The sequence below is a fragment of the Pseudarthrobacter enclensis genome (assembly GCF_030811655.1).
Lineage (GTDB): Bacteria > Actinomycetota > Actinomycetes > Actinomycetales > Micrococcaceae > Arthrobacter > Arthrobacter enclensis_A.
In genome coordinates this window covers 1-19,546 of record NZ_JAUSRE010000027.1, presented here as the reverse complement: position 1 = coordinate 19,546, position 19,546 = coordinate 1, and the positions used below count along the sequence as shown (strand labels likewise).

Sequence of the window (19,546 nt, the reverse complement as noted above, 5' to 3'; positions counted from 1 at the left end):
GGGCAATGAATCACCGGCCTTCAGCATGCCCTCGCACACTGGACCCTCTGTCGAGGGTCGAGTACCCTGCCTCTTACTCCGGTCCGGCGCCTCAAAACCTCTGCACCCTCACACCAAGGGACCGGAGACGCCGGAAGGTCCCGCCGAAGCCTGTTGTGCTGAGGTGCAACCGTACAGCCGAAGGCTCGCCCGTTTCCACGGACAGGCCCCGTGGCTGTTGAACCCTCCAGAGGAGTTCCGGCGAGAACGGCAAGACGTACTGCGGGCGCCAACCCCCTGCGTGGCGGCACGTGAAAAGGTGGGCATGGCTTTTCCGCATATGCTGGATGGGTGCTAAACGAGTTTTGGGCCACCGCACCTGCATCGTACAAAGCGGTTGTTTTCAGTGCCATGGCCCTGATTGCGCTGGGAATCGCGATTAACATTTTTGGCCAGACCGCCAAAAATGAGGCCCTGTCGTTTGCATCGCTGGCTGTCATAGGCGCGGGACTGCTGCTTCACGCTGCAGGGGTTGTCATCCGCGGACATCAGGTCCAGAAACGCCTTCGAAATTCTTCAAGAAAAGGATGACCCAGTGCAGAACGCTTTCGTCGCGGCTGGCCTGCAGGCCCTAAGCACGATGCCTACTCCCGGTCCCGGAACTGACGGGCTGAGGCCCGGTTTGAGTCCCGATCAGGTATCACCGGGATTTCTCGGGTTTCTGATGACCGCGTTTATGGTCATAGCCGTCGTGATGCTCATGGTGTCCATGACCCGGCGGATCCGCCGGGTTCGCTACCAGGCGCAGGTCCGTCTGCCAGGGCAGGACAGTCCGGACGCAGCGGATACGAACCTTGCCACCGCCGGTGAGCCGCAAGCCGGCAAGCCCACACCCTAACGAAACTTCCGGGGCCCTGTCGAGTGGTTCGCCAATATGTTCCAGCACCAGCCACGTGCATTGACGCAGTGGCTGACCTGCACGGACCTGGTGGACGCGCGAGTCCATTCATCCATTCCTGTACAGTCGTGAGGAGCCTCATCGCGCCCCACGGATGCTGTCCCGCCCCCGGGCCAGTCCTGACGATGATTCAAGGAACCGTATGACCGCTGAAAATACAATGGCCGAGGGTCCTCATCGGCCGGCCGCGCCGTCCCGGGCATCGGGTATGCCGCTTGGTTGCCGGCGTTTGTTGATGGTTGGCGGTATCTGCGTTCCAATCGGCCTCGTTGCCGGACCATTTTTGCTGCCTGCTCAACTGTTGGCCGTCGCGGGAATTGTCCTGCTGGCTGTTGCGTTGTCCCACGGGCCCGGTGAACGCTGGTTTTGGCGCTGGTCGTTGGCTGTCGCCGCGGCTGGTGGCCTGTGGCTGGCCGCTACGGCGGCGTACTACATCACGATCATGGTCGCCGCTGAGGCGTCTGCCCCGTTGCCGGTTTTCGCGCAGGGACTCTTTACTGCCGGGGCGGTGTCCGTTGCGGTCATGGCGGTCGCAGCCCTGACCGCGGCGCTGTTGAGGATGCTGGCGAATCGCCGGAAAGCCCGGGAAGCGGGAGCGTCTGTCCGGTCGTAGGCCGTTCCTGGGTTCTTTCCGGTGCTCCCGCGCGACGGGAACACCGGAAAGACGTAGGTCAGGAGCGCTGTCCGGCGTTTCTGCGGCGCACCCACCAGGTCACGGCCAGCGCCGCTGCCAGGATCCCGAAGGCGATTCCCACGGCCAGCGGCGCGTTATCGTCGTTGGGCCTCGGGGCCGTCGGCGGCATGGCGTTGGCGGTGTTTTGCGGGGCCTGCGAGGAGGCGGCAGCTGAAGGGGTTGCGGGTACCGACGGTTGGGATGATGCCGCGGTCGCGGGCGCTTGGACGGTGAAGGCGTAATTGCCTTCGATGGGGTGCCCGTCCGAGGACACGGCCCGCCAAAGCACCTTGTAGCTGCCCGGTGTCCCTGGGGCGATTTTGGTCGACAAGGTCGCCCCATTGACGCTTACAGTGCCGTCGCTGACGGTGTTCCCGGCGCCGTCGGTGACGGTGATGACACTCAGGTTCAGGGACGCTGAATCCGTGGGAGGCTCGGTGAGGGTCAGTGACACCGTTTCGGGCGCGGTGGCCACGACTGCGTCGCGGGCCGGAGCCGTGGAGGACAGGGCATCGTGGGCGACGGCAGGGGAGGCCACTGCGGCGGCGGGCAGCAGCAGAGCGGCGACGGCTGCCAGGCGCAGGCGGGTACTAATTCTGGGGCGCGATTTCATGGTTGGTTTCCTTTGGGAAAGATTTTGGGTGCACGACGTTTCCGCTGAAACGTGCTTGCAGGGTGCAGGCGCGGCCGTGGCTGCGGGCCTGCGAAAAGGGCTTCAGGCGGTAGCGGGCGGCCCGCGCCGGGAATGGGTGTGGAGTATTATCCGGCGCAGAACCGGGGCCCGGGGCGGGGCCGGAACCAGCGCTGCCAGGGCCGGAACGAAGGGGACCGGCGCGAGGAAAAGTACGGGTCGGAGCCAGGTTGCCAGCGCCCAGAGGGCTGATTCGCCTTTGGCCAGCAGCAGCGCGGTCAGCACCGTCGCGCCGAGGTGGGCGGTGATCATGGCAGGTCCCAGGTCCCACACCAGATGCGGATGCATGTCCTGCCCTGCGGGCAGCAGCGCCCCGGAGCCGATCAGGGGGTGGTGGTGTGTCCCCGGCGCGACAGCCGGGAGGGCAGGGCCGACGGCCGCTGTCGGAGGGAACGCGGACATCACTGAGTGCAGCAGGCCCTGACCGCCGGCCAGGACCATACCAAGAACCGGCGTCTTCAGCTTCCATCTGGTCAGGATGATGATGGCCAGGACCAGCAGGGACGTGCAGGCCGCCAGTACCGGTGCCGGGGGCAGGAGGCCGCCGGCGGAGACGTGCGCCGCCGCGGCCAGCGACAGGGTTGATCCTGCCAGGGCGGCGGTCCGCAGCAACCGGAACGGCGCGCGCTGAACTCTCATCCCGGTCCTTCCTGTGGGGCTGGTTCTTTCCGGAATCTGCTGGCGGCGGCGGGAAACCGCTACTGGGCGGCGTCCGCCAGTTTCTGGCGGAATTCCTCCATCGTGTTCGGCGTCAATTTTTCACCGTTGAGGAAGAATGTCGGCGTCCCGGTCACGCCAAGCGCCTTACCGTCCGCGATGTCCTGACGGATCCGGTCTTTGGTGGCTTCGTTGGCTACAGCGGCGTCGTAGGCGGTCAGGTCCAGTCCGAGTTCTTCGGCGAAAGTGCGGAACAGGGGTGCCTGGGAGTCCTGCTTTTCACCCCACTGCGGCTGGGTCTCGAACATTTTCGCGGCCATCTGTTCGTATTTTCCCTGCTGGGCGGCGGCTTCGACGGCCAGCGCCGCCTGCCCGGAATTCCGGTGGGCCGGGAGCGGAAAGTAACGGTGGACGACCGTGATCCGGTCACCGAATTCTGCCTTCAGCTCGGCCACGACGGGTTCGGCAGCCTTGCAGGCTTCGCACTCGAAGTCCAAAAACTCTACCAGCTGGGCCTTCTCGGTTGCCGGAGCGGTGACCCGGTGGCTGTCCTCACGGACGAGCTGGGCCTCGGCGACGGGTTGGACGGCCACCGGCGCGGGTTTGTTGAGCGTAAACACGGCGTACCAGATGGCTCCTGCGGCCAGGATGACTCCGAGCAGGATCCAGATGACGGTCCTGGCGCGTTTGGCAGGGTCTGCCGGGGGCGTGGAAGTGGCTTTTGGTTGTGACATCAGTGATGAATGCTTTCCTGGTCGCGGTGGGCTGCTGCTTCAATCTGGAAGGTGGAGTGTTCGACGCTGACGTCGAAATGTTCGGCGACGCAGCGCTGCAGGTCCGCCAGGATGGTGGAGGCGTGCCCGTCCGTCATGCAGCCGTCTTCGACGGTGACGTGGGCGGAGAGTACCGGGGTTCCGGAACCGACGAGGGACGCGTGCAGGTCGTGGACGTCGATGACGTGGGGAAGGGCGAGGATGTGCTCCCGGACCTGGCCCAGATCCAGTCCGGCGGGCGCGTTTTCCATCAGCACATTCACCGTGTCCCGGAGCAGTCTCAGGGTGCGGGGGATGATCAGGACCCCGATGAGCAGGGACACCACGGCATCGGCCTGCACCCAGCCGGTCAGGGCGATGATGATCGCCGCAACGATGACGGCCACGGATCCCAGGGCATCGTTGAGGACTTCAAGGAAGGCGGCCTTCATGTTGAAGTTATGATTCCGGCCTGATGCCAAAACAATCAGCCCGATGGCATTGCCGGCCAGACCGATGACGCCGAACCACAGCATCGTCGGTCCGGCGATTTCCGGCGGTTCGAAGAACCTGCGGATGCCCTCGATAATCACGAACGCGCCAACGCCCAGCAGAAGGGCAGCCTGGAAGGCCGCTGCGATGATTTCGGCGCGCTTGTAACCCCAGGTGCGTTTCAGTGTCGGTGGTTTCAGGGCCAGCGAGGCTGCGATCAGTGCGATCAGCAGACCGGTGGAGTCGGTGAACATGTGCCCGGCATCGGCCAGCAGCGCGAGGCTTCCGGTCAGCACGGCACCGATGATTTCCGCGGCCATGACGCTGAACGTAACAGCGAAAACGATGATGAGTTTTCCGCGGTGGCCGGCACCTGCCGCAGCGTGGTCGTGGTCATGTCCGCTCATGAGGGATCCTTCACAGTGGTTGGCGGGGCAGGGGTGAGGGCTTCTTGTCCTGGCCGCAGCCGGATTCTTTGCAGGTACCGGGCGGATCTACGCTGCGGATCATCGGGGGCGTGCGCGGGCCGGAGGCCGGAGAGTTCGGGGCGAACCCGCTCGTCCGGCTGGACTGACCGGACCGTGGACCCGCAGACAGGCCCAGGGGTTGGACCGGACCGGCCGGTTCATCCCGGTGTTCGAATTCATGAACGCCTGCACCAGGTGTGGCCGGGATCGGCGGAATTTCCGTCGTCACCGGCGCGGCCCGCCGCTGCCGCCGGGGCCCGGGTGGGTGCGTTCGCCCAGTTGGGCGAGCATGGCGTTGTAGGCCTCCAGGTCGGCATCATGGTTTCTGTCCGCTGCCCGGTCGGTCCGACGGGTTTCCCGGGCATCGGAGCGGGACCACATGACGGCGACTCCGATCGCGATCAACAGGGTCGGAACCTCACCGATTCCCCAGGTGATGGCCCCGGCCATCTGCTGGTCAGCCAGCGGGGAAAGACCCCAGTCCCGGCCCAGCCCGGTAAACCACTCCGGCTGCAGGAGCGTGGTGGCCCCCATCAGGGCGACGCCGAAAAATGCGTGGAAAGCCATCGTGGCCAGCAGCAGCAGCAGCCGCAGCGGATACGGCGCCCGGCGGGGCACTGGATCGGTGCCGACCATGGACAGGACGAACAGGTAGCCGGTGATGACGAAATGCACGGTCATCAGTTCATGGCCGGCATGCTCACGCAGGGCAAACCCGAAGGCGTCGGAGTAGTAGAACAGCACGATCGAGCCGGCGAAGTTCGCGGCGACAAAAAGCGGATGTGTCAGGACGGCGGCCGGCCGGGAGTGCACCAGGATCATGATCCATTCCCGCGGTCCGCGTGTCCCGTCATGCCGGGGAGCCAGGGCCCGCAGGGCCAGGGTGACGGGGGCGCCGAGAACCAGGAACACCGGAACGATCATGGTCAGCGCCATGTGGTCGAGCATGTGGGCACTGAACAGGACCCGCCCGTAGACCGAGGGCCCGCCGGAGGTGAAGAAGACCAGGGCAGCCAGGCCCGTCAGCCACATCAGGCCCCGGGGCCAGGGCCACTTGTCCCCTCGCCGCTTCAGCAGCCGGGCGGCCCGAAGGTACAGGTATGCCGCTGCCAGTGCCACAGCGATCCAGAGCCAGTCCGGGCGCCAGACCGTGAACCAGCGTTCGGGGGTCAGTTCCGGTGGCAGCAGGTAGCCGGTGAGGATTTGTGCCGGCGTCAGGGCCGGTTCGATGTCCTCGCCCAGGGGAGGGGGAGTGCGGCTCAGTGCGGCGGCCAGTCCGCTGACGGCGCCCATGATGAGCACCTCAATAACGATCAGCCGCCAGAACAGCCCAGTGGCGCGCGTCGCTCCTGCGGCGGCTGACAGAGCCGGAATGAGACGCCTGCGGTGCAGGAGCCCGAGGCCGCCCAGGACGATGGCGCCGGCCGTTTTCCCCATCAGCAGCACCCCATAGGGTGAGGCGAGGCCGGCGGGGGAATCGATGCGGATGGCCGCGTTGATCACCCCGGAGGACACGACGAGGATTAAGGCGAACCCGGCGAGGGTTGAAAACCGTTTCACGACGGCGGCGGTGTCGCTGCCCAGCGCGGTGCCCGCTGCCGTCAGGGCGACCAGTCCGCCGAACCAGAGGCAGACGCCCACAAGGTGCAGGCCCAGTGAGTTGATGGCCTGTTCATGATCGCTGCCCCCGGCGGCGTGGCCGATCAGGATCATCGGAATCAACCCGCCCATAGCCAGCACGGCCGTCGCGGCCAGGCCGGCCGGGGAGCGGAGGCCGAAGGTCGCCGTCGCCACCGTCGCGGAGATGATCACCACCCACAGCCAGGCCGTCCCGGTCGGGAGCTCTGTAATGTAGGACGCCAGCTGCGAGGCGAATTGCCGGCTGCCCGAGATCGGTACCCCGGCGATATCGGCGAAGCTGAACACGATGACCGCCACCGCCGAGAGCATCCACAGAATGCTCGCCGCACAGGCCAGGTTCATGATGCGCCCAAATGCAGGATGCTCCGGGGCTGGAGCCCCGGCGCTGCTGCCGGCCTGCTTGTTCTTCCGCGTCCGTGACATGGACGGCGGAACAATGAAGGCCGCGAAAACCAGCGCCCCGATGGTGGCCGCCGCAGAGATGTTATGGACCGTCTGAACTATGCCAAAGCCCCACCGGACCAAGGACCCCGGGTCCCGGGTTTCAGCCGGCAACGTCCCCCTGCCATAGGCAGTCGCGACAAGGACCGCAGCGATGGCGAGAAGCCCGGCAATGGCCAACCACCAGAGCCTGGGCACTGCTGCCGGCCGCCCGGTTGGAAGCTTCACAGCCACAAGAAATCCTTCGCACTAGACCTGCCGCACGGCAGGGACACCGGGGCACATGCCGTCAGGACCGACACCAAACCAGATTATCTGTAAGGTTGTTCAGACGATAATCTGGCTGGTTTCTGATTCTGTGTCGGGGGCCGGCCCGGTCCTGAAGCGAATGTGAAGCATTAGCAGTCGAAGGTAATCTTGATGAATGACCACCTCTCCGATGCCCCCGGCGGCAGCCCGCGGCAGCGACTGTGCTGTCCGGCTGGTGGACGCCGACCGGGTCCGCTCCGTCCGGGACAGGATGCCGCAGGAGTCCGACGTCGCCGACCTTGCCGTGATTTTCGGTCTCCTGGCCGATCCCGGACGCGTACGGATCCTCATCGCCCTGCTCGAGGGGGAGATGTGCGTCTGCGACCTGGCTGCGACAACGGGTCTGAGCGAATCCGGTGTTTCGCACGCCCTGCGCCTGCTGCGCGGGCCCAAGGTCGTCACGGTCCGGCGTTCGGGCCGGATGGCCTACTACTCGCTGGCCGATGCGCACGTCCGTTTACTCCTGGATCTCGGCCTGACCCACGTCGGGCACACGGGGCAGGACCGTCTGGTCTCAGCAGCCAGCAGCTAAGACCGATACAGCGGGGGAAGTGCGCAGGGGGGTTCGGGCATGAACGGTGATTACAGTATCGACGGCCCGGTCTGGCTGCCGACCCTGCCCCCGTCATTGGGCGAGTATCTGGCCCCGAACCTGCAGCCCGTTCCGCTCATCCCGGCGCTGGCGCTGGCCGCTGCCGTCCTCTACCTGGCCGGGGCCATTACTCTCTGGCGCCGGGGCAGGGCCTGGTCGCCGATACGCACCATCTCGTTCCTGACCGGCTGCGCCGCCATCGCCGTGGTCATGGGAGCCGGGATCGAAGGCTACGGGCTGCGGATGTTCTCCATCTTCATGTTCCAGCAACTGACGCTGATGATGGCCGTTCCGCCGCTGCTGGTGGTCGGCTCACCCGGCACCCTGCTGCTGCGCACGACACCACACAACCGGCTGGGCCGGCCCGTGCTTCAAGCCGCGATCTGGGGCCTGCGCTCCAGATGGGGACGACTGGCCATCCACCCGGGGTTCATGGTCCCCCTGTTCCTGCTGAGCTTTTACGGCGTGTACTTCTCCGGGCTCGCCGATCTCCTGCTGCCCAGCTGGTACGGGCACGTCGGGCTGGAGCTGCTGTTCCTGCTCGCCGGGATCCTCTTCACCGTGCCGCTGATCTCGGCCGACCCATTGCCCACCCGGCAGACCCATTTTGGGCGATTGATCGATATTTTCGCCGAAATGCCACTGCATGCCTTTTTCGGGGTGGTCATCATGATGGCAACGGATCCGATGGTCGAATTCTTTGCCGTCCCGCCCGAAAGCTGGAATATCAACCCAATGCAGGACCAGGGAGTCGCCGGCGGGCTGGCATGGTCCTACGGGGAGCTGCCGGGGGTACTGCTGCTGATGTTCATCCTGGTCCGGTGGCAGCGGGACGAAGCCAGCGGCTGGGCCCGGTCAGAACGGGCAGTAGCCACCGCCGGCGGCGATGCGGACATGGATGCCTACAACCAGTACCTGCAGCAGCTGGCCAACAGGCCCGAACGGCACCGCTGAACCGGCCTGGCCCGCCGCGTCGTTACCTTCCGAACACTTCCCTTTATTGTCCGGCAAGCGCCGAAACGATGAGCGCCTTCAGGGTCCCTTTCTCGGAGATCCCGAGGATCCTCGCGCTGACCCGGCCCTCCCGGTCCAGGACAAGGGTGGTGGGAACGGCGCGCGGCGGCACATAGGTCGTCATGGCCAGCAGGATCCCGCCGTTGCTGTCATCAAAACTGGGATAACCCACCCCGAACGTGCGTTCAAAGGCAGCCGCAGTCGGCGCATCGTCCCGGACGTTCACGCCGTAGAACAGCACTCCCTGGTCCCGGAATTCATTGTTCAGCGCGACCAGGTCCGGCGCTTCCTTCCGGCAGGGAGCACAGCCCGCGTACCAGAAATTCAGGACCACAGCATTGCCCGCCCAGTCCTCCGAGGAGACGGTTTCCCCGCTGAACAGCGTCCCGGTCAGGGAAACCTTCGAACCCCGCGCATCGGGGCGGTACTCGTTGACCGAACCATCACCTGCGATGTAGTTCTTGTCGTCCCCTGCGCGCGCCTGCGCGGCGAGCGAATCCTCCCGCCCCCCGCAACCTGACAGGGCCAGCGCCGCAGCACCGAACCCCAGAACAGCCCGCCGCGGCGGGCACTTGCCTTCTCCTGCACGCTTGAACAGATCCACAGTTGTCGATTCTATCCCGTGTAGAAAAAGGGAGCGGCGGGCGGCTTGCAGACGACTATCAGGTAAATCACAGGGTTATAACGATTCCAGGACCTGCCTGTAATGTTGATACAGGCATTTGTGTATCAGTGCCTTCGAGGCCGAAAGCCCAGCCCCGCCCGGGCCTCGCAAACGACGAGCTTCACAGGCGGGGGCGGAGAACCCATCTTCCGGCAGCTGCGCTGCCTTGGGGTGAAGCCGGAGCTGAAGACTGCATCGAGCGGTTCGAGTCCCCGGCCGGGCTTGATCCTTGGCCCGAACCCGACAGCTAACTTCGCAGGCGCTGAAAGGACCCCATGCCGTCTTCCCCTGCCCGCGGCCGGCACCGTAGCCCGGTGCCCGCCCGAGCCTGGCGCGTCGATTCTGCCGCACCCCGGCACAGCCGGCGCCGGCCCACCAGCCGGGACTTCGCCGTCCTTCGACGCAACCTTCCGGCAGCGGCCACCATCACCGCAGCAATGCTGGTCGGCGCAGCCATCACTGCGGCCAATGCCGGCACGGGCACTGACCGGCCCGCTGCGGCAGGCGCGGAACAGGTGGCCGCAATCGAGGTTCCGGCGCAGGCTTCCCCGGGCGCCAGCATCTCCTTCGACCGGTCCCCGGTGGCCACTGTCCCGGCCCCGGCCGTACCCGAATCCCCGGCGGCCGGGTCTGCCGGGGCTTCGGCGCAGCTGGTCCCCGCGGCAGCTGTTCCCGCCGGCCCGGCGGCTTCTTCCGGGCTCGCCGCACCATTGGCGAGCATGTCCGTAGCGTCGCCGTTCGGTTTCCGCACCAGTCCGATAACCGGGGGATCCGGGGAGCTTCACACCGGCCTTGACCTGGTGGCGTCCTGCCAGACAGCGGTGTTCGCGGCTGGAGCCGGAACGGTGGTCGAGGCAGGATGGTCCGCGTACGGCGGGGGAAACCGGATCGTGGTCGACCACGGCAACGGCCTGAAAAGCACCTACAACCACCTGGCCTCGATCGAGACGAGCGTCGGCGCCCCCGTCGCCGCCGGGCAGCGGCTGGCCGCTGCCGGAACGACGGGCAACTCCACCGGCTGCCACCTGCATTTTGAGGTGCTCTTCAACGGCCAGACCGTTGATCCGCAGGGCTGGCTGTGACCGGGCCGAACCTTGGCGCGGGCGCGGCAGGCCGCGCAGCACGGCCGGTTCAGCGCCGCGGCCTGCTGTGGGCCGTCTTCGTCACCGTGGTTATCCTCACCGCGCTGGCTTTCTTCGCCATCGGCCGGCTCTCCGGCGCGCCGCAGCAGATCTCCGATGATGGACCGGATGCCGGATTTGCCCGTGACATGCAGGTCCACCACGCCCAGGCCGTGGAGATGGCCCTGATCATCAGGGATACGTCCACGAACGAAGAAATCCGCGCGGTCGCCTATGACATCGCGACCACGCAGCAGCACCAGAAGGGTCAGATGTTCGCCTGGCTGCAGGGATGGGGCCTGTCCCAGGCAGGCAAAGGGGCGCCCATGGCCTGGATGGGGGCCGGGAGCGGGGACCACGGACAGTCCCACGGGGCCTCTGCTGCCGCGGCACCGCAGTCACAGATGGAGGGCATGGCAACCCCGGAACAGATGCAGGCCCTCCGGGCTGCTTCCGGGACAGAGGCGGACCGGCTTTTCACTGATTTGATGATCCGCCACCACCAGGGCGGGGTGGCGATGGCCACTGCGGCCGTGAACCTCGCCGAGACCGCCCGCGTCCGTGACTTCGCTGCCGGCCTGGTCGAAGCCCAAAGCGCTGAAATACTGGCCTTGCAGGATCTGCGCGCCCGACTTTGACCACCCGCAGCCCATTCCGGCCGCACCAGCGACGAAAGCGAGCCCACCTGATGTCCCAGCCCCGGCCCTCCCATGAGGAACGACAGGCGATCCTGAAGGCCCTGCAGGCAAAACAGCGGGCCAAGGCGCGCCGTAAAGCCTGGCTGCTCTACGGTGCGGCGGCGGCGGTCGTCGCCGCGATCATTGGTTCGGTGGCGTTTGTCGTCGTCGGCGAGGTACGCCAGCGCGAGGAAGCCACCGCGGCGGCGTCCCGGCCGATAGAGGGTGAGCAGGACTTCCCGGACCAGTCCAGGAACCATACGAGGGAACCGGTCAGCTACCCCAGGATCCCTGCTACCGGAGGGGATCACGCCCCGGTCTGGACCAACTGCGGAATCTACACCGCCCCCGTGCAGCAGACACAGGCGGTGCATTCCCTGGAGCACGGTGCCGTGTGGCTCTCCTACCGTCCTGACCTGGCTGCGGACCAGATCGCGGAACTGACCGCTGCCGCCGAGGGGCAGCAGTATCTCCTGCTCAGTCCCGTCCCGGACCAGGAGGCTCCGATCGTGGCCACGGCATGGGGCAAGCAGCTGGCCTTGCAGACCAGCGGCGATGAACGCCTCGCCACGTTCATCAAGAAGTACCGTCAGGGCCCGCAGACCCCGGAACCGGGAGCCGTCTGCACCGGCGGAATCCAGGGCTGAACCCAGCCGCAGGGGTGTTCTCAACGTCGGCTGACAGGTCCCTGGCATTGCCTAGACGGGCATGAGGAAGGTCCCTGCCAGGTTCTGCAGCTGATAAATCCACTTCACCCACAGCCCGGAGACCATCAGGACGCCAAGGATGATCAACATCGCCGCCCCGGCGATGTTGACCGCACGGATATGGGCCCTGACAACGGCCAGGACCCGGGAAACCCAGTTCAGGCCGAAAGCGACCAGCACAAAAGGGATCCCCAGGCCCAGACAATAAACAAACGCCAGCAGCGCACCGCGCCAGGCGCTTGCGGCCGCGACGCTCAGGCTGAGCACGGCACTGAGGGTCGGACCCATGCACGGGGTCCAGCCGAGCCCAAACACCACGCCCAGCACCGGGGCGCCGGCCAGGCCTTTCCTGCCCGGAGCACGGAATTTCCTGGTCTGCTGCAGCCAGGAGAAACCGCCCAGCAGGACCAGGCCCATCAGGATGACGACGACGCCCAGGACCCGCATCAGTGGATCCTGCCACCGCACCAACCACGACCCGATGGCACCGAAGGCTGCACCATAGAGGGTAAATACCGCCCCGAAGCCCAGAATGAACAAGGCCACCCCGGTCAGGACACGCCGCCGGTTCCCGGGCTGGCCGGGATCGGTCAGCCCGGAGACGAACCCCAGATACCCCGGAACCAGCGGAAGGATGCAGGGCGAGAGGAACGAGACCAGGCCCGCGACCGCTGCCAGCGGCAGTGCCAGCACCAGCGCACCGGAGGTCACGCTGGAAGCAAAAAACTCTCCGATGTCCACTTACTGCCCTTCCCTTACCGCGCCGCGTACCGTTCCCAGAACCAGCAGCCCTGCCCCGGCCACAACGAAAACCCCGGCAAGATTCGAACTCGGCAACCACCCGGTGTGCAGGTAATCCACCACCCCGGCCCCATCCAACAGATCCGCAAGATTTCCCAGGGCACCACCGAGCAGGAGAGCCGCAGCGGACAGGGCAGGCTTCCTCAAACGCGGGGCGGACCGGACCAGGGCGGCGGCCAGCACAGCAACAAGCAACACAGCACCCAGCACCAGCGCCCCAGGGGGAAGCCAGGACAGGGGACTGAAACCGGCACCGGTGTCGTAGGCCAGCCAAACGGTAAACAATCCGAAGTCCGTGTTGTGTCTGTCGTGGCCGAGGGCCTGGACCAGGGCGGCCTTGACCAGGAGATCGGTCACCGCCAGGGCTGCGGCAGAAAAGACCAGGACAGATCTGGCGGCACTGGAGTGCTCAGAGCCCAGTACGCTCACGTGCTCGATGCGGCGGTGCCGCGCACCGCGGCCCGCAAAGATTCAGCGGAAGGCAGCCCGGAAAGACCGGTGCCCGCGGGATAGAGCCGGCAGCTTAATCCGGCGTCTGCCGTGGAAGGAAACAGGTCCTTCCCTCCGGCCGTGAATGACGGGGAGCCGCGGAACAGCATCTCGGCGGCCTCGGATTCGGAGCTGATCTCACGAACAGTCACCAGTTCAGGGTCAAGGCCCTCGGCGTGCAGGACGTGCCTGAAGAGCTCCAGTGCAGGTCCGGAGTTGGGGCAGCCAGGTATGGTGCGCACTTCGTAGGACATGCCTTACTCGCCCCGGGGTGCCAGCGGCAGGGCAAGGCTGAGGGGTTCCGGTTGCGGTGCAGCCGCTGTTCCGCAGCCCTCGCAGCGCGGTGCCGCCGCAGCGACGGGAGAACTGCCGGGGTGGGGGAGGGGGGCGCCGGCGTCGTGTTCGGAGCCCTTGTCCGGTCCGGCAGGTGCGCAGCAGGCGTCCTCAGTGGCCTCGCCGTGCTCGGCGGTGCTGTGCGGGACCGCACAGCAGACATCGCCCTTCCAGGCGTTGATGCCTTCCCGGACGGCGATCGCGGCGATGACCAAGGCCGCCCCTGCATCTGCCCACCACCAGCCCAGGGTGCTGTTCAACACCAAGCCCACCAGCAGAACAGCCGAAAGATAGGTGCACAACAGGGTCTGTTTGGAATCAGCGACAGCCGTGCGGGAGCCCAATTCCCGGCCCGCGCGGCGCTGCAGCCAGGACAGGACCGGCATGATCGCCAGGGACAGCGCGGCGATCACGATGCCCGCCGTGGAGTGCTGCGCCTCACCGCCGCCGGCCAGAGAACGGACCGAATCCACGGTAACGAACAGGGCCAGGGCGAAAAAGGACACCGCGATGATCCGCAGCGTCACGTGTTCGCGCCGTGCCGGGTCCTGTGCGGAGAACTGCCAGGACAGAGCAACCGCCGATGCCACCTCGATCACCGAATCCAGACCAAAGCCGATGAGCGCAGAGGAGTCCGCCAGGTTGCCGGCCCAAAGCGCGACGACGGCTTCGACGACGTTATACGTGATGGTCGCGGCCGCAAAAAAACGGATCCGGCGGCTCAATACTGCACGGCGTCCCGTATCCGCAGTGAGGAGGAGTGCCCCGCTCATGCCACGCACGTCCCGTCAGCAGCGCAGCAGGCCGGATCAACGGCCAGCACCACACCCAGAAGATCCCTGATCGCGTGCCCCAGCCGGGCATCAGCGAGCTCATAACGGGTCCGCCGGCCATCCGGAACGGCCACCACCAAACCGCAGCCACGCAGGCAGGCCAGGTGATTGGACATGCTCTGCCGCGAAACACCGAGGGATTCGGCAAGTTCGGACGGGTACCCGGGCCCCTCAGCCAAGGCCAGCAAAACCTTGGCCCTGGTCGGATCCGAGACCGCATACCCAAACCGTGCCAGAACCGGAGCGTTCGTGAGCGTTTCCATAACCCCAGAGTACATTTAGGAATGTATCAATGTAAAAGTCTCGGTTCCGGCCCGCCCTGGCATCACGCATGGAATCCTTCAGAGACCCATCCGGTCCAGCAAAGCGTCCTCTTCGTCGTCCGACGTGTTGCGCTTGCGGGCCTTTTCTTCGAGTCGAATTTTCGGGGCCGGGTCCTGCGGGTCACCCTGCGTCTGGTCTTCGCATTCCTCCCGGGAGATGCGGGCCTGCTGCCGGGCCGTGTATCCGAAACCCACGAAGGCAAGTATTCCAAAGGTCAGCCACTGCATCGCATAGGACAGATTCGATCCTTCCTGAACAGCGGGCATGGCGAGCTGTTCAGGCGCTACGTCCGGAGCGGGGGATTCGGAGGCCATCAGTCCATAGCTTCCGGTCAACAGCGGGTACTCCAGCTGCCGGGCATAGTCGGGCAGGGCGATGCTTGGCAATTGGCCCTCGGGCGCGGTCCTGCCATCCAGCGTCTGTTCGGACGGTTGGATCCGGACCACCACCTCAACGTTTCCCGCCGGCGGGGACGGGACAGCATCCGGGTACCCCGGCTTCACGTTGCCAATTGGCAGCCATCCCCGGTTCACGACCACGGTCTCGCCGGAGCGGAGCCGAAAGGGAACAAGAACCTCATAACCGGGCGCGGAATTGTTTGGCCTGTTCCTGACAATCCGCTGGTCCTGCACCAGATAGTGACCAGCCAACGACACTGTTGTCCATTTCATGTCCGGGTCAGCCACGGAGAAATACTGCTTCACCTGCTCGAACGGCACAGGGGATTTTTCGTAGTTTTGCTGGACGCGCCGGATCTCAGTCACCGCCTGATTGCGGCGATCCATCTGCCATTTGCTGAGTCCGGCACAGGCGGCCGCAACTACAGCGGCAAGGATCAGAAACCCCAGCCAGCGCCTCGTCAGGAGGAACCGGTAGGTCATGGCCGCAACCGCCGGGAGTTGGAATCCTTCAAATATCCTGACGCGGCTGGATAGCCGATAAACGACAGGCGCTGTAGCAGCGGTGGCCGGTCTGGGATGGGGCGCGGGAAACGTCGGAGCACCCGTCCAGCGTAACCGCGGGATGTGCAGTCCTCTTCCCTGCCATCAGCACAATCGGCCCTGCGCCCACGAAGTGAATTTCCTAACCGCGGGCTGGTCCTCTCCGGGGCTGGCAGTGGGATGCTGTCGGTGTGGGACCGACTTAATGTTGCCTTTGCTAAAGTGCGGCATACCGAAGGACGCCGGGGTCATCGGGACACCACGGGGAAGCGCAAGCTCAGCCCAACTCCATTTGTGTTAGGTAAGGCTATCCTTTACAGTTCAGGCGTGACTGTACAGCCGGAACTGGCAGGAGTCTCGTTCGCCGCCAAACTGGCCGGCTTCGGAGACCGTCCCGCCATCACGACCAAAGACCAATCCGTGAGCTACGGGGAACTTGCGCGCCGTGTTGAGGATATGGGCCGGGCCTTCGGGCCAGGCCGCCGGCTCATTGCCCTTGAGGCTGAGAATTCCCTGCCGTCCCTGGTGGCCTACCTGGCGGCCCTGTCCTCCGGCAACCCGTTGCTAATCCTGCCCGCAGGCGGCGGGACGGCAGCCGAGACACTCGTTGCCGTGTACGATCCCGATACTGTGGTCCGCGCGTGCCGGGGTGAGGTGGTCCTGGATGTGCGTCGGGACGAAACGCACCATGAACTGCACCCGGAGCTGGCGCTGCTGCTGAGTACTTCCGGATCCACTGGATCACCCAAACTTGTGCGCCTGTCCGCAGGGTCCTTGCAGGCAAATGCCTCAGCCATAGCCGATTACCTGCACCTGCGCCCCACCGATACTGCGGCCACCACCCTTCCCCTGTCCTACTGCTACGGGATGAGCGTGGTGAACAGTCACCTTCTGGTGGGCGCGTCCCTCGCGCTGACCGACCTCTCAGTGGTGGACCCGTGTTTCTGGGAACTGGCCAGAGCCGAAAACGTCACATCCTTCGCCGCCGTGCCCTACACGTTCGAGCTCCTTGAACGGGTGGGCTTTGAGGACATGGATCTGCCCAGCCTGCGCTACATCACCCAGGCCGGCGGGCGGCTCGATCCGGACCGAGTGCGTTCCTACGCAGACATGGGCCGGCGGCAGGGCTGGGACCTCTTTGTCATGTATGGCCAGACCGAGGCCACGGCCCGCATGGCCTACCTGCCCCCTGACCTGGCAGCCGAGTACCCGCAATCCATCGGCGTGGCCGTGCCCGGCGGCTCCTTCCGGCTGGAGCCCGTCCCCGACCTGGAAGCCGCCGAACTCGTTTATTCAGGTCCCAACGTCATGCTGGGGTACGCCGAACGGCCGGAAGACCTGGCCTTGGGACGGGTCACTACAGAGCTTCACACGGGCGACCTGGCCCGTTGCGGAGCCAATGGCCTCTACGAAATCGTTGGCCGGCGGACCCGCTTCGTCAAAATCGTTGGCCTGCGGGTGGACCTGGGCCAGGTGGAACGGCTGCTGGCCGGTCTCGGCCTGACCGCCGCGGCAGCAGGATCGGACCAGGCAGTGGTCGCCGTCGTGGAGGGCAGCCAAGATCTTGCCCTGGTGGCCAAGACACTTGCCCAGGATTTGGGCCTGCCCCGTTCAGCAGTCCAGCTTCATGGCGTGGAGTCCATACCGCGCCTCGCCAACGGCAAACCGGACTACCCGGCGGTCCTGGCCCTGGCGTCCAGGAATGATGACAATGACGGCACCGGCGGTGCTGCCCCGGAAACGGCAGGACACCCGACCGACGCGCGAAGGATCTTCGCGGAGGTCCTCGAACAGGAAAACATCGCCGACTCGGACACGTTTGTTTCCCTGGGCGGTGACTCGCTGTCCTACGTGGCGGCGTCGGTCCGGCTGGAGCGTGCCCTCGGATACATCCCGCAGGGCTGGCACCTGATCCCGGTCTGTGAACTTGTGCCTGCCGCCCATAACGCACCAAACACGTCGGCCGTAGATACGGATGAGCACTCAGACCAGCGGACGGGGGGAGCTGCACGAACTTCCCGGAGCTGGCATCGGCGGTTGCTTGCCCCCATGGAAACCGGAATTGTGCTTCGCGCTATTGCCATCATCTTTATCGTCTCCACGCACATCGGTTTCTTCCACTGGGAAGGGACCGCCCACGTACTCATCGCCGTCGCCGGCTATAACTTTGCGCGCTTCCAGCTAAGCGGTACCCGCCGTTCCCGGCTCCGGCGGCAACTGCGCAGCATTGCCCGGATTGTCGTGCCCAGCGTTGCGGTCATCGGCTTCGCCTTTGCCGTAACCGATACCTATGCCTGGGCCAACGTCTTCCTGCTGAACAACCTGCTGGGCCCGCCAGGATGGACCGACTATTCAAGGTTCTGGTTCATCGAGATCCTGGTCCAGATCCTGCTGGTCATCGCCGCCCTGCTGGCGATACCCGCCGTTGCCCGCGCCCAGCGCCGGTGGCCATGGGCGTTCCCCCTGGCATTAGTAGTCATTGACCTGCCGATGCTCTTCGACCTTGTGGACAGCCGGTATCCGGGGCAGGGGCCAGTCCTGTGGCTGTTCGGGCTCGGCTGGGCCGCCGCCGCGTCACGGACACAATGGCAGCGGGCAGCCGTGACCGCCATCGCCCTGCTCACCATCCCCCAATCGTTCGAGGATCAGTACCGGAGTACAACCATCCTGGTGGGCTTCCTCATCCTGCTCTGGCTGCCCACCCTGGCCGTCCCGCGCGGGCTGCACCGACTCGCGGCCCTGCTGGCCAGCGCCTCGCTATACATTTACGTCACCCACTGGCTGGTGTACCCGCTTGTTGATCCGGAGTACAAGGCACTGGCGGTCCTCGTTTCCCTGGCGGCAGGCATCCTTTACTGGGCCGCCGCCACCCAGGCAATGACCACCATAGAACGGTGGCTGCGGCGACGAAACAGGCAACACCCGAGAACAAGGACCCCCGGAAATCGCCAGCCATTACGCGTCCTCGGCGGCAGCCCAACAGATGGCGCCGAAGCCGCGCCTATAGACGACTGACCGCCGTTCCTACAACGGCGGTGAACAGTAAATCTGAGCTTAGCCCTGTCGGCCGCACTGCGGCGTCATCCATTCCTGCAACCGGAGCGGTCTGTGGTTTGGAGAATGTTTATGGCCCGGTACGAACGGACGGGCTGACAGGACAAGGGACAGAATCGTGGCTGCACTTCAATACTTTCGGCTAGCCTCCCAGCACTCCACGCCTCACGTTGAGGGCTATTCGTTCACCAGGACGGGAACTCCGACAGCGGCGGACACTGCTTTGCCTTGAAATTCCGGAGGTACCCGGATGATGAACTCTTCACGTTCCTCCGCGGACCGGGGATGGTTCTGACCTTCGCTGCGCATGTCACGGATAATTCGGTCCGTGACGAGGAGGGCGCCTTTTTCGTCGTAGAACCCTGCCAGCACCTGCAGCTCAAGAAGATCGCTGACGTCATTGGTTACCGTGACCGTACCCATAGCTGCTGATCCGTCGAAGGCCAGGTCTTTCAAGACGAATCTGTCATCAAACGGCCCGGCGACCTGGACGATCTGGCCTTTGATCGGGGCAGTGGTGTGGAGACCAGTCAAGTCCGGTTCATCTTCGGTGGCGGCCGCAAGTCCAGGGAAGGATGTCTTTGCGGCGGCGGCCATCGGAACGCTTTCAGCCGCGGAAACCTGGGTGGGTCCCGCAGGGTTCTGCAGACCGACAGCGGCAACCACGGCCAGGGCCGCAACGAGCAGACCGGCGAGCAGGAGAAGTTGTGGTTTGCGGGTCATGCTGTTCCTTCAGTGTGGCCGGGGCCCGGGCATCCTTTGATCCCCGGGCCCCAGAGTCATAACAGGTCAGCGGAGGACGCGCAGGGCGCCGCCGACAACGTCGAACACGCCTGTTTTCCAACTGGCATGCACGGGTATTCATGGGACGGGAGTAGCCGCCTCCGTGATTTGCCGACGGTGAACGGCACTCATACTGCTCGGTGGCGGGGCCGG

22 protein-coding genes and 1 riboswitch are annotated in these 19,546 nt (G+C 65.4%); of the genes, 9 read left to right on the top strand and 13 right to left on the bottom strand.

Going from position 1 to position 19,546, the window contains the following annotated elements; genetic code table 11:
- The first annotated feature begins 330 nt into the window (after nt 1–330).
- The 3 genes from J2X98_RS19665 to J2X98_RS19655 all read left to right on the top strand — a co-directional run bounded on the left by J2X98_RS19665 (nt 331) and on the right by J2X98_RS19655 (nt 1,550).
- A complete protein-coding gene (locus tag J2X98_RS19665) occupies nt 331–570 on the top strand; it encodes a DUF3188 domain-containing protein (protein WP_236803137.1) in 240 nt (79 codons plus the stop codon).
- A gap of 133 nt (nt 571–703) precedes the next feature.
- The gene (locus J2X98_RS19660) at nt 704–877 is read left to right on the top strand and encodes a hypothetical protein (RefSeq protein ID WP_307311603.1); all 174 of its coding nucleotides are present in this window, start codon (nt 704–706) and stop codon (nt 875–877) included.
- A gap of 361 nt (nt 878–1,238) precedes the next feature.
- Nucleotides 1,239–1,550, top strand: coding sequence for a hypothetical protein (locus J2X98_RS19655; RefSeq protein WP_237430708.1), 312 nt, complete (start codon nt 1,239–1,241; stop codon nt 1,548–1,550).
- Between the two features lie 58 nt (nt 1,551–1,608).
- Here J2X98_RS19655 and J2X98_RS19650 read toward each other — a convergent pair whose 3' ends face one another.
- The 5 genes from J2X98_RS19650 to J2X98_RS19630 all read right to left on the bottom strand — a co-directional run bounded on the left by J2X98_RS19650 (nt 1,609) and on the right by J2X98_RS19630 (nt 6,985).
- Nucleotides 1,609–2,223 carry a copper resistance CopC family protein gene (locus J2X98_RS19650; protein ID WP_237430707.1) on the bottom strand — a complete coding sequence of 205 codons (615 nt, stop codon included), beginning with the start codon at nt 2,221–2,223 and terminating at the stop codon, nt 1,609–1,611.
- A gap of 102 nt (nt 2,224–2,325) precedes the next feature.
- Nucleotides 2,326–2,940, bottom strand: a complete 615-nt coding sequence (locus J2X98_RS19645; RefSeq protein ID WP_237430706.1) for a hypothetical protein — start codon at nt 2,938–2,940, stop codon at nt 2,326–2,328.
- 59 nt (nt 2,941–2,999) lie between these two features.
- Entirely contained in the window at nt 3,000–3,692 is a 693-nt protein-coding gene (locus tag J2X98_RS19640) for a DsbA family protein (protein WP_237430705.1), read from the bottom strand.
- Nucleotides 3,692–4,609 (bottom strand): cation diffusion facilitator family transporter, encoded by a 918-nt coding sequence (locus J2X98_RS19635; RefSeq protein WP_237430704.1) that lies wholly within the window; start codon nt 4,607–4,609, stop codon nt 3,692–3,694. The genes J2X98_RS19640 and J2X98_RS19635 overlap by 1 nt, the downstream gene beginning before the upstream one ends.
- Before the next feature lie 285 nt (nt 4,610–4,894).
- Nucleotides 4,895–6,985 carry a cytochrome c oxidase assembly protein gene (locus J2X98_RS19630; protein WP_237430703.1) on the bottom strand — a complete coding sequence of 697 codons (2,091 nt, stop codon included), beginning with the start codon at nt 6,983–6,985 and terminating at the stop codon, nt 4,895–4,897.
- 190 nt (nt 6,986–7,175) lie between these two features.
- On the opposite strand from J2X98_RS19630, the gene J2X98_RS19625 reads away from it, so the two are divergent.
- Both J2X98_RS19625 and J2X98_RS19620 read left to right on the top strand, forming a co-directional pair.
- Nucleotides 7,176–7,592, top strand: coding sequence for an ArsR/SmtB family transcription factor (locus J2X98_RS19625; RefSeq protein WP_272912576.1), 417 nt, complete (start codon nt 7,176–7,178; stop codon nt 7,590–7,592).
- Between the two features lie 39 nt (nt 7,593–7,631).
- Nucleotides 7,632–8,606, top strand: a complete 975-nt coding sequence (locus tag J2X98_RS19620; RefSeq protein ID WP_237430702.1) for a cytochrome c oxidase assembly protein — start codon at nt 7,632–7,634, stop codon at nt 8,604–8,606.
- A gap of 43 nt (nt 8,607–8,649) precedes the next feature.
- Here J2X98_RS19620 and J2X98_RS19615 read toward each other — a convergent pair whose 3' ends face one another.
- A complete protein-coding gene (locus tag J2X98_RS19615) occupies nt 8,650–9,264 on the bottom strand; it encodes a TlpA family protein disulfide reductase (protein WP_237430768.1) in 615 nt (204 codons plus the stop codon).
- Between the two features lie 168 nt (nt 9,265–9,432).
- Nucleotides 9,433–9,607, top strand: a riboswitch (cyclic di-AMP (ydaO/yuaA leader).
- 37 nt (nt 9,608–9,644) lie between these two features.
- Between J2X98_RS19615 and J2X98_RS19610 the strand changes: the two genes are divergently transcribed.
- The 3 genes from J2X98_RS19610 to J2X98_RS19600 are packed head-to-tail and all read left to right on the top strand — an operon-like array spanning nt 9,645 to nt 11,775.
- On the top strand, nt 9,645–10,412 hold the full coding sequence (locus J2X98_RS19610; RefSeq protein ID WP_237430701.1) for a M23 family metallopeptidase: 768 nt from the start codon (nt 9,645–9,647) through the stop codon (nt 10,410–10,412).
- On the top strand, nt 10,409–11,089 hold the full coding sequence (locus J2X98_RS19605) for a DUF305 domain-containing protein (protein ID WP_237430700.1): 681 nt from the start codon (nt 10,409–10,411) through the stop codon (nt 11,087–11,089). The genes J2X98_RS19610 and J2X98_RS19605 overlap by 4 nt, the downstream gene beginning before the upstream one ends.
- A 50-nt stretch (nt 11,090–11,139) precedes the next feature.
- A complete protein-coding gene (locus J2X98_RS19600; protein ID WP_237430699.1) occupies nt 11,140–11,775 on the top strand; it encodes a DUF3105 domain-containing protein in 636 nt (211 codons plus the stop codon).
- A 51-nt stretch (nt 11,776–11,826) separates the two neighbouring features.
- Here the strand turns inward: J2X98_RS19600 and J2X98_RS19595 are convergent, their stop codons facing one another.
- From J2X98_RS19595 to J2X98_RS19570, 6 genes are all read right to left on the bottom strand, one after another.
- A complete protein-coding gene (locus J2X98_RS19595) occupies nt 11,827–12,576 on the bottom strand; it encodes a cytochrome c biogenesis CcdA family protein (protein ID WP_237430698.1) in 750 nt (249 codons plus the stop codon).
- Entirely contained in the window at nt 12,577–13,065 is a 489-nt protein-coding gene (locus J2X98_RS19590; RefSeq protein WP_286404877.1) for a signal peptidase II, read from the bottom strand. It abuts the gene before it with no gap.
- A complete protein-coding gene (locus J2X98_RS19585; protein WP_237430697.1) occupies nt 13,062–13,367 on the bottom strand; it encodes a hypothetical protein in 306 nt (101 codons plus the stop codon). Before J2X98_RS19585 ends, J2X98_RS19590 begins: the two co-directional genes overlap by 4 nt.
- Before the next feature lie 15 nt (nt 13,368–13,382).
- Nucleotides 13,383–14,231 (bottom strand): cation diffusion facilitator family transporter, encoded by an 849-nt coding sequence (locus J2X98_RS19580; RefSeq protein ID WP_237430696.1) that lies wholly within the window; start codon nt 14,229–14,231, stop codon nt 13,383–13,385.
- Nucleotides 14,228–14,554 (bottom strand): ArsR/SmtB family transcription factor, encoded by a 327-nt coding sequence (locus J2X98_RS19575; protein ID WP_237430695.1) that lies wholly within the window; start codon nt 14,552–14,554, stop codon nt 14,228–14,230. The genes J2X98_RS19580 and J2X98_RS19575 overlap by 4 nt, the downstream gene beginning before the upstream one ends.
- A gap of 78 nt (nt 14,555–14,632) precedes the next feature.
- Complete coding sequence (locus J2X98_RS19570; protein WP_307311579.1) at nt 14,633–15,496, bottom strand: SURF1 family cytochrome oxidase biogenesis protein; 864 nt, start codon at nt 15,494–15,496, stop codon at nt 14,633–14,635.
- 387 nt (nt 15,497–15,883) lie between these two features.
- On the opposite strand from J2X98_RS19570, the gene J2X98_RS19565 reads away from it, so the two are divergent.
- Nucleotides 15,884–18,571: an AMP-binding protein gene (locus tag J2X98_RS19565; protein ID WP_237430693.1), complete on the top strand. Its 2,688-nt coding sequence runs from the start codon at nt 15,884–15,886 to the stop codon at nt 18,569–18,571.
- A gap of 216 nt (nt 18,572–18,787) precedes the next feature.
- Here J2X98_RS19565 and J2X98_RS19560 read toward each other — a convergent pair whose 3' ends face one another.
- Complete coding sequence (locus tag J2X98_RS19560) at nt 18,788–19,333, bottom strand: hypothetical protein (protein WP_237430692.1); 546 nt, start codon at nt 19,331–19,333, stop codon at nt 18,788–18,790.
- Between the last annotated feature and the right edge of the window lie 213 nt (nt 19,334–19,546).